General features: G+C 70.9%; 16 protein-coding genes. 13 read left to right on the forward strand and 3 right to left on the reverse strand.

From position 1 onward, the window contains the following. Positions 1 to 56: 56 nt before the first annotated feature. The 4 genes from ACZ32T_RS03080 to ACZ32T_RS03095 are packed head-to-tail and all read left to right on the forward strand — an operon-like array spanning position 57 to position 2,030. Entirely contained in the window at positions 57 to 905 is an 849-nt protein-coding gene (locus ACZ32T_RS03080) for a helix-turn-helix domain-containing protein (protein WP_467273539.1), read from the forward strand. Then, the gene (locus ACZ32T_RS03085; RefSeq protein WP_467273541.1) at positions 865 to 1,131 is read left to right on the forward strand and encodes a DUF397 domain-containing protein; all 267 of its coding nucleotides are present in this window, start codon (positions 865 to 867) and stop codon (positions 1,129 to 1,131) included. Before ACZ32T_RS03080 ends, ACZ32T_RS03085 begins: the two co-directional genes overlap by 41 nt. A gap of 3 nt (positions 1,132 to 1,134) precedes the next feature. Then, positions 1,135 to 1,641, forward strand: a complete 507-nt coding sequence (locus tag ACZ32T_RS03090; protein WP_467365054.1) for an HAD domain-containing protein — start codon at positions 1,135 to 1,137, stop codon at positions 1,639 to 1,641. Between the two features lie 11 nt (positions 1,642 to 1,652). Next, positions 1,653 to 2,030: a hypothetical protein gene (locus ACZ32T_RS03095; RefSeq protein WP_467273544.1), complete on the forward strand. Its 378-nt coding sequence runs from the start codon at positions 1,653 to 1,655 to the stop codon at positions 2,028 to 2,030. A gap of 533 nt (positions 2,031 to 2,563) precedes the next feature. On the opposite strand, the gene sigJ is transcribed toward ACZ32T_RS03095, so the two are convergent. Further along, entirely contained in the window at positions 2,564 to 3,457 is an 894-nt protein-coding gene (gene sigJ / locus ACZ32T_RS03100; RefSeq protein WP_467365057.1) for an RNA polymerase sigma factor SigJ, read from the reverse strand. 104 nt (positions 3,458 to 3,561) lie between these two features. Here sigJ and ACZ32T_RS03105 point away from each other — a divergent pair, with 104 nt between their 5' ends. Beyond that, a complete protein-coding gene (locus ACZ32T_RS03105; RefSeq protein WP_467273548.1) occupies positions 3,562 to 3,924 on the forward strand; it encodes a hypothetical protein in 363 nt (120 codons plus the stop codon). A 28-nt stretch (positions 3,925 to 3,952) separates the two neighbouring features. Here the strand turns inward: ACZ32T_RS03105 and ACZ32T_RS03110 are convergent, their stop codons facing one another. Further along, on the reverse strand, positions 3,953 to 4,525 hold the full coding sequence (locus ACZ32T_RS03110; RefSeq protein ID WP_467365059.1) for a maltokinase N-terminal cap-like domain-containing protein: 573 nt from the start codon (positions 4,523 to 4,525) through the stop codon (positions 3,953 to 3,955). A gap of 210 nt (positions 4,526 to 4,735) precedes the next feature. On the opposite strand from ACZ32T_RS03110, the gene ACZ32T_RS03115 reads away from it, so the two are divergent. Genes ACZ32T_RS03115 through ACZ32T_RS03125 form a run of 3 tightly spaced genes read left to right on the forward strand, consistent with a single transcriptional unit; the run spans position 4,736 to position 8,784 of the window. Then, on the forward strand, positions 4,736 to 6,943 hold the full coding sequence (locus tag ACZ32T_RS03115; RefSeq protein WP_467365061.1) for an MMPL family transporter: 2,208 nt from the start codon (positions 4,736 to 4,738) through the stop codon (positions 6,941 to 6,943). Between the two features lie 4 nt (positions 6,944 to 6,947). Then, positions 6,948 to 8,132 carry a sensor histidine kinase gene (locus ACZ32T_RS03120; protein WP_467365063.1) on the forward strand — a complete coding sequence of 395 codons (1,185 nt, stop codon included), beginning with the start codon at positions 6,948 to 6,950 and terminating at the stop codon, positions 8,130 to 8,132. Position 8,133: 1 nt separating this feature from the next. Next, positions 8,134 to 8,784 carry a response regulator gene (locus ACZ32T_RS03125; RefSeq protein ID WP_467273556.1) on the forward strand — a complete coding sequence of 217 codons (651 nt, stop codon included), beginning with the start codon at positions 8,134 to 8,136 and terminating at the stop codon, positions 8,782 to 8,784. 2 nt (positions 8,785 to 8,786) lie between these two features. Here the strand turns inward: ACZ32T_RS03125 and ACZ32T_RS03130 are convergent, their stop codons facing one another. After that, positions 8,787 to 9,455, reverse strand: coding sequence for a pirin family protein (locus ACZ32T_RS03130; protein WP_467365659.1), 669 nt, complete (start codon positions 9,453 to 9,455; stop codon positions 8,787 to 8,789). A gap of 81 nt (positions 9,456 to 9,536) precedes the next feature. On the opposite strand from ACZ32T_RS03130, the gene ACZ32T_RS03135 reads away from it, so the two are divergent. The 5 genes from ACZ32T_RS03135 (at position 9,537) to fabF (ending at position 14,439) form a co-directional block, all read left to right on the forward strand. Further along, a complete protein-coding gene (locus ACZ32T_RS03135; RefSeq protein ID WP_356707558.1) occupies positions 9,537 to 10,736 on the forward strand; it encodes a PucR family transcriptional regulator in 1,200 nt (399 codons plus the stop codon). A gap of 89 nt (positions 10,737 to 10,825) precedes the next feature. Further along, positions 10,826 to 11,740 carry an ACP S-malonyltransferase gene (locus ACZ32T_RS03140; RefSeq protein WP_467273560.1) on the forward strand — a complete coding sequence of 305 codons (915 nt, stop codon included), beginning with the start codon at positions 10,826 to 10,828 and terminating at the stop codon, positions 11,738 to 11,740. A gap of 13 nt (positions 11,741 to 11,753) precedes the next feature. Beyond that, the gene (locus tag ACZ32T_RS03145; RefSeq protein ID WP_467273562.1) at positions 11,754 to 12,785 is read left to right on the forward strand and encodes a beta-ketoacyl-ACP synthase 3; all 1,032 of its coding nucleotides are present in this window, start codon (positions 11,754 to 11,756) and stop codon (positions 12,783 to 12,785) included. Between the two features lie 63 nt (positions 12,786 to 12,848). Next, the gene (locus ACZ32T_RS03150; protein ID WP_467273563.1) at positions 12,849 to 13,097 is read left to right on the forward strand and encodes an acyl carrier protein; all 249 of its coding nucleotides are present in this window, start codon (positions 12,849 to 12,851) and stop codon (positions 13,095 to 13,097) included. Between the two features lie 79 nt (positions 13,098 to 13,176). After that, entirely contained in the window at positions 13,177 to 14,439 is a 1,263-nt protein-coding gene (gene fabF, locus ACZ32T_RS03155) for a beta-ketoacyl-ACP synthase II (protein WP_467273565.1), read from the forward strand. Positions 14,440 to 14,456 lie beyond the last annotated feature (17 nt).

Here is a 14,456-nt window from a genome sequence, read left to right on the forward strand (position 1 = left end):
TCTCGGCTACGAAATCAACCGAACGCCGCCAGGCGTTGGAGCGAGAGGCACCCTCCATGGCCTACGTGCAGTCCCTCGACCCGAGCGCTTCCCCGTTGGACTTCTACGGCTGGGAGCTGCGCCGCCGGCGGGAGGCCGCCGGGCTCAAGCAGGGCCAGCTCGGCGAGATCATCTTCTGTACGGGCTCGCTGATCGGCCAGATCGAGACGACGAGGAAGATCCCGACCCGCGACTTCTCGGAACGCCTGGACGCCGCGCTGGGCACGGACGGGGTCTTCTCACGGCTGGTCGGCCTGGTCCTACGGAGCCAACTGCCGACGTGGTTCCAGCCGTACGCGGAGATGGAGGCGCGGGCGACGTACATCTCCACGTACCAGGCGCAGTTGGTGTACGGGCTGCTGCAGACGGAGGAGTACGCGCGGGCGGTCCTGGCCACCGGCATGCCCGACGACCTGGAGGGCCTGGTCGCGGCCCGGATGGAACGCCAGCGGATCCTGGAGCGGGAGCAGCCGCCCCTGGCCTGGGCGATCCTGGACGAGGCGGTGCTGCACCGGCCGATCGGCGGGCGCGAGGTCATGCGGAACCAACTGGCGCGCCTGTTGGAGTTCAGGAGGCACCGGTGGATGCGGATCCAGGTGCTGCCGTTCGTGACGGGGGAACACTCAAGCCTTGCTGGGTCGTTCAACCTCCTGCGCTTTGATAGCGACCCGGACCTGATCTACACGGAAGACATCATCTCCGGCCACATGACCGCCAGCCCCGAGACCATCAGGGAGGCCATGCGCCGCTACGCTCACTTGCAGGCCGCAGCCCTCTCCGTCGAGGAATCCGCGGCGCTGATCGCCCGTGTGATGGAGGAGCGTTATGGCAACCGGCCCGAACCTGAAGACCACGTCGTGGCGTAAGTCCAGCTACAGCGGAAACACCGGCGGCGACTGCGTCGAGTGCACCGTCACCGGCGGCGCAGCCTGGCGGAAGTCCTCGTACAGCGGGAACACCGGCGGTGAGTGCGTAGAGGTCGCCGACGGCTGCGCCGCCTCCGTCCCCGTCCGCGACAGCAAGAACCCGTCCGGCCCTGTACTCGTCATGAGCACCCACGCCTGGCAGGCCTTCGTGGACGGGCTCCGCTGACGCGTGGCCGGTACTCCCCTGCCCGTCCTCTTCCTCGACGTGGACGGTCCGCTCATCCCCTTCGGCGCGTCACGGGAACAACTCCCGGACGGCTACCCCACCTTCGGAGATCCCGGTCCGAATCCGCTGATGGGGCGGATCGACCCTGATCACGGTCGCCGGCTGAGGGCGCTGCCGTGTGAGGTGGTGTGGGCCACGACGTGGATGGCTGACGCGAACGAGTACGTCGCGCCGTGGCTCGGTCTGCCGCAACTCCCCGTCGTGTCCTGGCCGGGGCCGTCCCCCGAGGGCGAGACGCCCGGGCTGCACTGGAAGACTCCGGCACTCGTCCGATGGGCCGCCGGGCGCCCCTTCGCGTGGGTCGACGACGAGATCACCGAGGCCGACCGCGCCTGGGTGGAGGGCCACCACCCAGGGCGGGCACTTCTCCACCGGGTGGAGGCCTGGCGCGGTCTCACCGGCGCGGACTTCGACGTACTGGAAGCGTGGCTGGGGTCCGGGCTCCGATAGGTACGACCGCTGTGCGATCACGCTATTACGACATGGACTTCCGGAAACGGGCCGGGAGGACCCGCACCTGGGGCCTGGTCCTGCTGGCCCTCGCCGCGGTCCTCTGGATCTGGTGCGCCATGCTGTTGATGCTGCCGTACGAGGCCGGCACCGCCGACTGCAAGGCCCCGCTGTTCACGGAGAGGGGCACGGCCAACACGGGCGAGGACGGCAGCAACTGCGCGAGGGAGCGCGACTGGCCGGAGATCGTGGCCGTGCTCGGGAGCTCCATACCGGTCTCGGTCGTCGGTGGAGCGCTCTTCACGATCGGCACGGTCTCGCGCCGGATGAGCGCCCACGGCCAGGCCATACGCGAACTGGACAAGCCGGCGGACAAGCCGAAGAGCTAGGTTCCGTCCGGCCCGGTCACGCGAGAAGCCGGCGAACGTGTGGACGGCCTGGGCATGGTCAGCATCTGCGGTGCCACCACGGCAACTCCGGGTCTGCCGTGGGCTCGTGAAGCGTTCGCCTGAGCAGTACCTCATCCAGCCTCTCGACGTGTACCCGGAGCTCGGCAGCGGCGCTCGCCGGCAGCATGAGCAGAGCTTCCTGCAGCTTGTCCCGGGCCCAGCCTTCGCCGCAGCACGGACAGGTGTACTCAGCCTCTTCGCGCCTCCAACGGCGCTTGCTGCCGTGGACGTGGACAGACCAGACGCTCAGCGCCACCGACACGATGCCAGGGGTCAAACGTTCCCGTTCGAGGACGCGGACGGCCGCATTCGCGGCTCCGGACAGGCTCGGGACATCGCGATAACGCACCCACGGTCGTCCCCAGCCGCGTTGACGCGGCCGAAGTGAAGCTGGTGTTCTACGCGGCACGGCCCCTTCGGACATCAGTCATGAGCAGCATCCTCGCACACCCCGGGATCGACCGAACTGGACCTCAACGCCCCCACGCCCGCAGCTTCTCCGGGTTGCGGACCACCCAGATCCGGGTGACGCGGCCGTCGGCGACTTCGAACGAGGCCACGGTCATGACCGCGCCGCCGCGCCGGGCCACCAGGCCCGGTACCCCGTTGACCGACCGCTCGACGAGTTCGAGACCCGGCGCCTTGTCGGCGATGGCGACCATGTACTGAGCGATGCGCGCCCCGCCTTCGACCGGGCGCAGGACCGTACCCACCATGCCCCCGCCGTCGGCCGTCATCACGGCGGCCGGGTCGAGGAGGTCGACGAGGGCCGCGATGTCCTTGGTCTCCCACGCCTCCTTCACCTGCCGCACCGCGTCGGCCTGCCCCTCCCCCGTCACGGGTGCCCTCACGCCGCGCACCCGGCGCCGGGCGGAGGCCGCGAGCTGTTTGCAGGCCGCGGGGGTCCGGTCGAGGATGCCGCCGATCTCGGCGAAGGGATATCTGAAGACGTCGTGCAGGACGAACGCCACCCGCTCGGCCGGGGTCATCGACTCCAGGACGACGAGGAAGGCCATCGTCACCGATTCGTCCAGGACCAGCTGGTCGGCGGGGTCGGTGCCGGGACCGCTGTCCCATTCGGCGCGGGTGGGCAGCGGGTCGGGCAGCCACGCCCCGACGTAGCGCTCACGCCGGGCGCGTGCCGAGCCGAGCACGTCCAGGCAGACGCGGCCGGTCACCGTCGTCAGCCAGGCCCCGGGTGACGCGATCTCTTCCCGCCGGCTTCGCGGCAGCGCGTACCAGCGTGCGTAGGCCTCCTGTACGGCGTCCTCGGACTCGGCCAGCGAGCCGAGCAACCGGTAGGCGACGTTGATCAGTTGGCGCCGTTCGCCGGCCACCTCGTCGGCGCTCGCCCCCGCCGTCCCCATGGTCCCGGTCGCCCCCTCGCCTTACCTTTCGCGGGCCCGCGTCGTCGGGCTGGTGAGACCTTATCGATCTACTGCCCTCGGGGCGGGAAAAGGGGACCGGATCCATGACGACCCAGGCGACGGCACAGCACCGCTTCTCGTTTCTGAGGATCGCGATCACCTTGCAGACCCTGACCATCTTCCTCCAGGCGGTCTCCGCCGGACTGCTGCTCACCGTGTCCTACGGAGAGACCTTGCACAGCGTCGGAGCCCGCGTGATGTACGGGGCGTCGATGCTGTACGTGATCGCGGCGGTGCTCGCGTGGAAGCCGGGCGGCGGCTCGGCCCGCCCCATCTGGCACGCGTCCGGCTTCCTGATCCTCGCCTCGGTCCAGGTCGTGCTCGGCATCGCACACATACCGTCGGTCCATCTCCCGCTGGGCGTAATGATGTTCGGGCTGAGCGTGCTGGCGCTGGCCCGGCGTTGACGTCCGGGGCCGGCGCCGCCTCCCACGACTACGCGACGACCACGAGCGCCCCCCGTGCGGCCGTGCCGTCCGGCCAGGTCCATCCGGCGACGAGGCCTTCGGCCGGCGCCTGCGCGGCGTCCGCCGGCCGCAGGACGCGGTTGACCCGTACGTCCTGCCCGTCGTCGGGGCCGGCCCCGTGCGCGGTGACGGTCGGGTCGGGGGTGTCGCTCCGGGTCAGGTGCTGCGGCGCCGCGTCACCGCGCAGGAACGCGCGCAGTTGCGCCGTCACGACCGGGTCGTGGACACCGTCGTAGATCCATCGGGTGCCGAGAACCCCGTGCTCGGAGGTGCCGAGCAGCGCCTCGCCGGAGGCGTCCTCCAGCGGCTCGCCCCGGTAGCTCAGCGGGACCGCGTAGGCCACGGGCTCCGGGCCGGCGGTGTCCACCACGACCATGAACTCGATCCCGACCGCGCCCTCCGGGTCGTCCAGCCGGAAACCACCGGCCCGTGTCAGCTCCGGCGTCCCGGTGCCGCCCACGTACCAGTCCTGCCTGGGCAGCCAGTCGGTGAGCAGCTCCAGCTTGGTGGGCGTCATGGTGGTGGCGTGGATAACGGCCATGCGAACTCCTTCGACGTACGTGGTCCTCCATCCTGCCCGGTCGGTCGTTGGGAAGTTTGGGAAGTTACGGACGGTCCAGCCCCCTTTATCAGCCCGATTCCGGTCCGTAAGTTCCCAGTGACGCCCCGCCCTTGTCCACCGGGTGGTGGACACGAGGTTCAGCCGGGAGGTCGTGTCGGGGGCAGGCCCCCTCCGGCCAGGCTTTCCGGCATGAGACAACTACCTGTACGCATGGCCCGATGGAGCGCCCGGCACGCCGGGCGGGCGATCGCCGGCTGGTTCGCGTTCGTCGTCCTGTGCCTCGTGGCCGGCTTGGCGGTGGGCACCAACGAGGCGACCACCGAGGACTTCTGGGTCGGTGAGGCGGGACGCGCCGAGGCGATGGCCACCGAGGGCGGCCTGGAGCGCTCCCCCACCGAGCGGATCATGATCCGGGCCAGGTCGGGGCAGCTGGACATGGCGGCCGCCGGTGCGGCGGCCCAGGACGTGACCGCGCGGATGCGGGACCTGCCCGAGGTGGAGAGCGTGGCCGCTCCCGTCCGCTCCGAGGACGGCGACGTCCTGCTGGTCTCGGTGGTCCTGAACGGCCCCGAGCTGGAGGGGAAGAAGAACGTCGTGCCGCTCCTGGAGCAGACGGCGGCGGTGGGCGCGGACCACCCGGACCTGGTGGTGGAGGAGACCGGGTCCCCGGCCATCAGCAAGGGCGTCAACGACCAGCGCGGTGAGGACCTCGCGCTCTCCGAGCGCATCAGCCTGCCCGTCACCGTCCTCACCCTGCTGCTCGTGTTCGGCTCGGTGATCATGGCGGGTGTGCCGTTGCTGCTGGCGCTCTCCTCGATCGCCGCGGCGATCGGGCTGTCCATGGTCGCGTCGCACGTCATGCCCGACTCCGGGGTCGGGATGAACCTCATCCTGCTCATCGGCCTGGCGGTGGGCGTCGACTACACGCTCTTCTATCTGAAGCGTGAGCGTGAGGAACGGGCCCGTGCGGGCGGGCTGCTGAGCTCCGAGGCGCTGGTGGAGCTGGCGGCGGCGACTGCGGGCCGGGCCATCGTGATCTCGGGCCTCGCCGTGATCGTCTCCACGGCCACGCTGTATCTGGCCACGGACGTCATCTTCTCCTCACTGGCGACCGGGACCATCCTCGTCGTGGCCGTCGCCGTGGCCAGCTCGCTCACCGTGCTCCCCGCGCTGCTGGTCACGATCGGCCGCCGTACGGAACGTCTCGCACCCCGGAGAGCCGCCCGCCGGGCGAAGCGCGGCACACCGGACCGGGCCGGGAAGCCGGAGACCGGCCGGGTGTTCGGCGCCCTTCTGCGCCCCGCCCGGACCCGGCCCGCCCTCACCCTGTGCCTGTCGGTCCTCGTCATGCTCGGCCTGGCGGCTCCCGCGCTCGGCCTGAAGCTCGTCGATCCGGGCAAGGACACCTTCTCCCGCGACATCCCGGCCATGCAGGTCTACGACCGGCTGACCGGGAGCTTCCCCGAGCTCCTCGTCACGCACGAGGTCGTCACCCGCTCCACCCCGGAGCGGGCCACGGAGGTGAAGCGGGCGCTGGTGGACCTCGGCCGGCGTGCCCAGGCCGATCCGCTGTTCGCCAGGAAGACCGAACCGACGGTGCGTACGTCCGCCGACGGCCGGATCAGTGTGCTGGAACTCGCCGTCCCCCACCCCGCGCCCTCCGCCGAGGCGATCGAGTCGCTCGGACACCTTCGTCAGGACCACATCCCCGCGACCGTCGGCCGGCTGTCCGGCGTGGAGACGGGGGTCAGCGGCGATGTGGCGCGGGGCCAGGACTACGTGGCGCACGAGAGCGACAAGCTGCCGCTGGTCCTCGGGTTCCTGCTGCTGATGACCTTCCTGATGACCGTGTGGGCGTTCCGCTCGGTGGTGATCGGCGTCATCGGCGTCGTGCTCAACCTGCTGTCCGCCGGCGCCTCACTCGGCGTGCTCGTCCTGGTCTTCCAGGGGACGTGGGCGGAGGGCCTGCTGGCCTTCGACTCCCTCGGGGCGATCGCGTCCAGGGTGCCGCTGTTCCTCGTGGTGATCCTCTTCGGCCTGTCGATGGACTACCAGGTGTTCGTGGTCAGCCGGATCCAGGAGGCCAGGCAGAACGGCACGTCCGCCCGGGAAGCGGTGCTGGAGGGCATCAACCGGTCGGCCAAGGTGGTGACCAGCGCGGCGATCGTGATGGTGACCGTGTTCGGCGCGTTCGTGGCCCTGCACCTCACCGAGATGAAGCAGATGGGCTTCTGCCTGGCCGTGGCCGTGCTGCTGGACGCCGTGGTCATCCGGCTCATGGTCCTGCCGTCGGTGCTGCTGCTCCTCGGTGAACGCGCCTGGTGGCCGTCCCGCTCCGGGCGGCGGGACGAGCGGGCCGAGGTCCCTGCCCCCGGGCTGCCGGCGGAAGTAGGCTGACGCGGTGAAGCAACGGCCGCAGCCCGAAACCGAGTTGACCGTACCGTCGCTGCACCGGTGGAACGCCGTGTTCTGGGTGCTGCTGGGCGTGGTCCCTCCGGCCCCGGCGGTCGCCGACGCCCCCGGCACGACGAGGTATCCGGTGCTGGCGCTGCTGGCCGTGCTCGCCCTGTCGTACGGCGCGGTGGGGCTGTTCCCCGGCAGCCCCGTCCTGCGCCCCCGCCCCTACCTGTACGTGCTCGTCGTGGGCCTGGGCGCTATGTCGTACCTCCTGGACGGCAGCGCGGCGCTCTTCGTGGTGACGCTGCCGCACTTCTGGATCTACACCACGAGCGCGCTGGCCGCGATCGCCCTCAGCGGGGCCGCCGCGGCGGGGGTGGTGGCCGGCAACGTCGTACGCCAGGGCTGGGACGGGGAGTTCTTCACCGGCAACGTGATCTTCACGGTCATCGGTTACGCGGCCGGCGTGCTGATCGGGCTGGGCGTACGCCGCCTCACCGAGGACGCCGACGCGCGGGCCGCCCGGCTGAGCGCCGAACTGGAGGACGCCCGGCTCCGGCTGGTCGAGGCGCACCGGCGCCAGGGGGCGGCGGACGAGCGGGAACGTCTCGCGCGGGAGATCCACGACACGCTCGCCCAGGGCTTCGCGTCCATCATCGTGCTCGCGGAGGCCGCCAGATCCGGCCTGGAGACCGACCCGGGCCGGAGCGGGAAGCAGCTGCTCGCGATCGAGAACACCGCCCGTGAGAACCTCGCCGAGGCGCGTGTCCTCGTCGGTTCCGCCCCGCACGGCGGTGTCGCCGCCGGCACGGTGGCGGCCACCCTGCGACGGACCCTGGACCGCTTCACCGAGGACACCGGGATCGGCGTCGCCTCCGAACTGCCGGACGTCGACTGCGACCAGCAGACCCGGATCGCCCTCCTGCGCTGCACCCAGGAGTCCCTCGCCAACATCCGCAAGCACGCGGCGGCCTCCGCCGTGGAGGTGGTCCTCACCGCGCAGCCGTACGGGGTGGAGCTGGAGATCACCGACGACGGCCGCGGCTTCGTGGCCGAGGACTCCCACGGTTTCGGGCTGCACGGCATGCGCAAGCGGCTGGCCGAGCTCGGCGGTGAGCTCACCGTCACCAGCTCGGTCGGCGACGGCACGCGCGTCCTGGCCATGATTCCCACCGACGGACAGGACTGAGATGACACATGGGGCGGCGGGGAAGAGGGTCCGCATCATCGTGGCGGACGACCACACGGTGATGCGCGCCGGGGTCGTGGCCCTGCTGGCCGACGAGCCCACCATCGAGATCGTCGGCGAGGCCGAGGACGGCCGGGCGGCCGTCGGGCTCGTCGAACGGCTGGAGCCCGACGTGGCGCTGATGGACCTGCGGATGCCCGTCCTCGACGGGACGAGCGCCACCGAGGAGATCGTCGCCGGGCCCGCCCGGACCCGGGTGCTGATCCTGACCACATACGACACCGACGCGGAGATCGAGCGCGCCGTCGAGGCCGGTGCCGTCGGCTACCTGTTGAAGGACGCCACCCGCGAGCAGCTGGTGGACGCGGTCCACTCCGCGTCCCGGGGCGAGACGGTGCTGGCTCCGCGTGTCGCGGCGCGGCTGGTGGCCCGGATGCGGATGCCGGCCCCGGTGGCGCTGACGAGACGGGAGGTCGACGTGCTGGGAGCCGTGGCGGACGGGCTCTCCAACGTGGAGATCGGCCGCCGGCTGGTCATCACGGAGGCCACGGTGAAGACGCACCTGCTGCGGGTCTTCGCCAAGCTCGACGTCGGCGACCGTACGCACGCGGTGGTCAAGGCACTGGAGCTGGGGCTGCTGGCGCGGCCGTGACCTCACACCTCGGCGAGCTCCCAGAGCAGCGCCTCGGCGGGTTCCAGCGCCTCCAGCTCCAGCCCCCGGGGCCCGGTGATCCGGGCCGAGTCGCCCGGCCCGAGCTCCTCGCCCGCGAGGAGCACACGGCCCCGTACGACGTGGACGTAGACGCCCGCCGCGTCGGGGACGGCGGTCCGCTCGCCCTCCGACTGCCGGCGCACATGGAGCATCGCACCCGCCTCGGGGAGGGCGTAGGGGGTGGAGTCGGCGATCCCGGCGACATGCGTGTACGAGGGCTCCCCGCCGGCCCGCAGAGGGGCCAGCCACATCTGGATGAACGTCAGCGGGTGTTCCCCGTCGTTGCGTTCGACATGCCGCACCCCGGCGGCCGAGCTGAGGTGCTGGACGTCCCCGGGCCGTACGACGGTGGCGTGCGAGGCCGAGTCGCGGTGGGTGAGCTCGCCCTCCACCACCCAGGTGACGATCTCGGTGTGGCTGTGCGGATGCTCGTCGAAGCCGGCGCCCGGGGCGAGACGCTCCTCGTTGCAGGCCAGGACCGGCCCGAAGCGCAGGTTGTCCGGGTCGTAGAACCGCCCGAAGGAGAAGGCGTGCAGCGTCTCGATGCCCGCGGAGTCGCCTGTGGCCGGGTCTCCGCCGCGGAACCGGTCCGCGGAGCGGCGTACGTACATCACGCCACCAAGGTAGCCCCGTCGGCCGGTCTTCCGCCCCGCCCCTCCGGGCACCTGTCCCGATAAGGCAGTCTTGTGTGCGTGCCCCGACCCGATCCTGAGCAGCCCGCCTCGCATGACCCCCATCTCCACGCCGCGACCCTGAAACGCCTGGAGCAGTCCTCCGGCCGGCTGGCCGCGAACGCCATCGCCCGCATGGACGAGACGCTGCCGTGGTACCGGGCGATGCCACCGGAGAACCGGTCCTGGATCGGCCTGGTCGCCCAGGCCGGTATCGCCGCGTTCACCGAGTGGTTCCGGCATCCGGAGACGCCGCAGGCCATCTCCACCGATGTGTTCGGCACGGCTCCGCGCGAGCTGACGCGGGCGATCACCCTGCGGCAGACCGTGGAGATGGTGCGTACGACGATCGAGGTCATGGAGACCGCGATCGAGGAGGTCGCGGCGCCCGGCGACGAGTCGGTGCTGCGCGAGGCGCTCCTCGTCTACGCGCGCGAGATCGCCTTCGCGACCGCGCAGGTCTACGCGCAGGCCGCCGAGGCCCGCGGCGCGTGGGACGCCCGCCTGGAGTCGCTCGTGGTGAACGCGGTGCTGTCCGGCGAGGCGGACGAGGGCGCCGTGTCCCGGGCCGCCGCCCTCGGCTGGAACTCCCCCGAGCATGTGTGTGTCGTCCTCGGCACCGCCCCCGAGGGCGACAGCGAGCTCACCGTGGAGGCGATCCGGCGGGCGGCCAGGCACGCGAAGCTCCAGGTCCTGACCGGGGTTCTCGGACACCGTCTGGTGGTGATCGCCGGGGGCAGCGACAACCCGCTGAACGTCGCGAAGTCGCTGATCGGGCCGTATGCGGCCGGTCCCGTCGTCGCCGGCCCCGTGGTCCCCGACCTCCTCGCGGCCACCCGGTCCGCGCAGGCCGCGGCCGCCGGTCTCAAAGCCTGCTCGGCGTGGCAGGACGCTCCGAGGCCCGTCCTGTCGGACGATCTCCTTCCTGAGCGTGCGATGGCGGGAGACCCTGCCGCGCGCGATCAACTGGTGGAGGAGATCTACAGACCGCTCGAAGAAGCGGGTTCGGCACTTCTGGAGACGCTGAGTGTGTATCTGGAGCAGGCGAGCAGTCTGGAGGGCGCGGCACGGATGCTGTTCGTGCACCCCAATACCGTGCGCTACCGGCTGCGACGTGTGACCGACGTCACCGGCTGGTCGCCCTCCGACGTCCGTTCCGCGTTCACGCTGCGGATCGCCCTCATCCTGGGGCGCTTGGCCGCCGGGGACACCCAGTCCTAGACTTTTGTCGAACTTCAACAATTCCCCTGACGGTTCTTCGTCCCTGTCCCCACGGGCCTCCGGGGCCGTCCACAAGAGAGAGTGTGAGGGTGCTCGTACTCGTCGCTCCCGGCCAAGGCGCTCAGACGCCCGGCTTCCTGACTCCCTGGCTCGACCTCCCCGGTGCCGCCGACCGCATCGCGGGATGGTCCGACGCCATCGGGCTCGACCTTGCCCACTACGGCACGAAGGCCGACGCGGACGAGATCCGCGACACGGCGGTGGCCCAGCCGCTGCTGGTCGCCGCGGGTCTGCTCTCCGCGGCCGCCCTGGACGCCTCCCCCGGCGTCGTCGCCGGACACAGCGTCGGTGAGATCACCGCCGCCGCGCTGGCCGGTGTCATCGACGACGAGGCGGCGCTCCGTTTCGTACGCACCCGGGGTCTCGGCATGGCCGAGGCCGCCGCGGTGACCGAGACCGGCATGGCCGCACTCCTCGGCGGGGACCCGGACGTCACGGTCCCCCACCTGGAGAAGCTGGGGCTCACTCCGGCCAACGTCAACGGCGGCGGGCAGATCGTCGCCGCCGGCACCGCGGCTCAGATCGCCGCGCTGGCCGAGGACAAGCCCGAGGGCGTACGCCGTGTGGTGCCGCTCAAGGTCGCCGGCGCGTTCCACACGCACCACATGGCTCCGGCCGTGGAGAAGCTGCGTGAGGCCGCCACCGCCCTCACGGTCACCGACCCGAAGATCACGTACGTGTCGAACGCCGACGGGAAGACGGTCGCCGCCGGCGACGAGGTCATCTCGCGGCTCGTCGGCCAGGTCGCCAACCCGGTCCGCTGGGACCTGTGCATGGAGACCTTCGCCGAGCTCGGTGTCACCGCCCTCATCGAGGCGGCGCCCGGCGGGACCCTGGTCGGGCTCGCCAAGCGCGCGCTGCCCGGTGTGCGGACCCTCGCGCTCAAGACCCCCGACGACCTCGACGCGGCCCGCGCGCTCATCTCCGAGCACGCAGGCGCCTAAGGAGCCCGAGAGCATGTCGAAGATCAAGCCCAGCAAGGGCGCCCCGTACGCACGGATCATGGGTGTGGGCGGCTACCGTCCGACGCGTGTCGTGCCCAACGAGGTGATCCTCGAGACGATCGACTCGTCCGACGAGTGGATCCGCTCCCGCTCCGGTATCGCCACCCGCCACTGGGCCTCCGACGAGGAGACCGTGTCGATGATGTCCGTGGAGGCCTCCGGCAAGGCGATCGCGGACGCCGGTATCGATCCCGGGCAGATCGGCGGAGTCATCGTCTCCACCGTCTCGCACTTCAAGCAGACCCCCGCCGTGGCGACCGACATCGCGCACAGGATCGGCGCGGGCAAGCCCGCCGCCTTCGACATCTCGGCCGGCTGCGCGGGCTTCGGCTACGGCCTCACGCTCGCCAAGGGCATGATCGTCGAGGGCTCGGCGGAGTACGTACTCGTCATCGGCGTCGAGCGGCTCAGCGACCTCACGGACCTGGAGGACCGCGCGACGGCCTTCCTGTTCGGTGACGGCGCGGGCGCGGTCGTGGTCGGCCCGGCCCAGGAGCCGGCCATCGGCCCCACGGTCTGGGGTTCCGAGGGCGACAAGTCCGAGACGATCAAGCAGACGGTGGCGTGGAACGACTTCCACATCGGCGACGTCTCGAACCTGCCCCTCAACGAGCGGGGCGAGGTCAAGTTCCCGGCCATCACGCAGGAGGGCCAGGCGGTCTTCCGCTGGGCCGTTTTCGAGATGGCGAAGGTCGCCCAGCAGGCGCTGGAAGCGGCCGGGATCTCCCCGGAGGACCTGGATGTCTTCATTCCGCACCAGGCAAACATGCGGATCATCGACTCGATGGTGAAGACGCTCAAGCTGCCGGAGCACGTCACGGTCGCCCGTGACGTGGAAACCACCGGCAACACGTCGGCCGCCTCGATTCCGCTCGCGATGGAGCGGCTCCTGGCGACCGGTCAGGCCAAGAGCGGCGACACGGCGCTCATCATCGGCTTCGGGGCGGGTCTCGTCTACGCCGCGACGGTCGTTACCCTCCCCTAGGCACACCGGACCTTTCGGTCCGCACGCCCGAACCCTGCAGAAACATATCGAAGGAGCGCCAACATGGCCGCCACCAAGGAAGAGATCGTCACCGGTCTCGCCGAGATCGTCAACGAGATCGCCGGTATCCCGGTCGAGGACGTCCAGCTGGACAAGTCCTTCACCGACGACCTGGACGTCGACTCGCTGTCCATGGTCGAGGTCGTCGTCGCCGCCGAAGAGCGCTTCGACGTCAAGATCCCCGACGAGGACGTCAAGAACCTCAAGACGGTCGGCGACGCCGCCGAGTACATCCTGAAGCACCAGGGCTGATCCCAGCCCGTCCCGTGTGTCGCCACCCGGCGGTGGCGCCGCTGATTCACGACCCTCTACACGTGGAGAAGATTTTCCAGTGAGCCCGACCAATCGCACCGTGGTCGTCACCGGTATCGGCGCAACCACTCCGCTGGGTGGCGACTCCGCATCGACCTGGGAAGGTCTGATGGCCGGCCGTTCCGGCGTCAAGCCTCTCGAGGGCGAACGTTTCGCCGAACTGCCCGTCCGGATCGCCGCCCTCGCGGCCGTCGATCCCGGCGAGGTACTGCCCCGACCGCTCGCCCGCAAGCTGGACCGCTCGGCACAGTTCGCGCTGATCGCCGCCCGCGAGGCGTGGGCGGACGCCGGCTTCACCGGCAAGGCCGGTGAGGACGAGAAGATCCAGCCCGAGCGTCTGGGTTCGGTCATCGCCTCCGGTATCGGCGGCGTGATCACCCTGCTCGACCAGTACGACGTGCTGAAGGAGAAGGGCGTACGCCGCGTCTCCCCGCACACCGTTCCCATGCTCATGCCCAACGGCCCGGCCGCCAACGTCGGCCTGGAGGTCAACGCCCAGGCGGGTGTCCACACCCCGGTCTCCGCCTGCGCGTCGGGCGCCGAGGCCATCGGGTACGCCGTCGAGATGATCCGTACCGGCCGTGCCGATGTGGTCGTCGCCGGTGGCACCGAGGCGGCCATCCACCCGCTGCCGATCGCGGCGTTCGCCAACATGATGGCGATGTCCAAGAGCAACGACGAGCCCGAGAAGGCCTCGCGTCCGTACGACACGGGGCGTGACGGCTTCGTCCTCGGCGAGGGCGCCGGCGTCGTGATCCTGGAGTCCGCGGAGCATGCCGCCGCGCGTGGCGCCAAGGTCTACTGCGAGGTGCTCGGCCAGGGTCTGTCCGCGGACGCCCACCACATCGCGCAGCCCGAGCCCACCGGGCGCGGGATCGCCGCCGCGATGCAGAACCTGCTGGACTCCACGGACCTCAAGCCGTCGGAGGTCGTCCACCTCAACGCGCACGCCACGTCCACGCCGCAGGGTGACGTCGCGGAGATCAAGGCGCTGCGTGCGGTGCTGGGCGACGACCTGGACCATGTCGCGATCTCCGCCACGAAGTCCATGACGGGCCACCTGCTGGGTGGCGCGGGCGGTATCGAGACCGTGGCGACGGTCCTGGCGCTGCACAACCGGATGGCGCCGCCCACGATCAACGTCGACGACCTCGACGAGGCGGTCGACGCGGACGTCGTACGCGGAGAGCCGCGCGCGCTGCCGGAGGGGTCGATCGCCGCGATCAACAACTCGTTCGGCTTCGGCGGCCACAACGTGGTGCTGGCGTTCCGCTCGGTCTGACCGGCTGTTCCTGCCGT

The organism is Streptomyces sp. NPDC023573, from assembly GCF_055559735.1.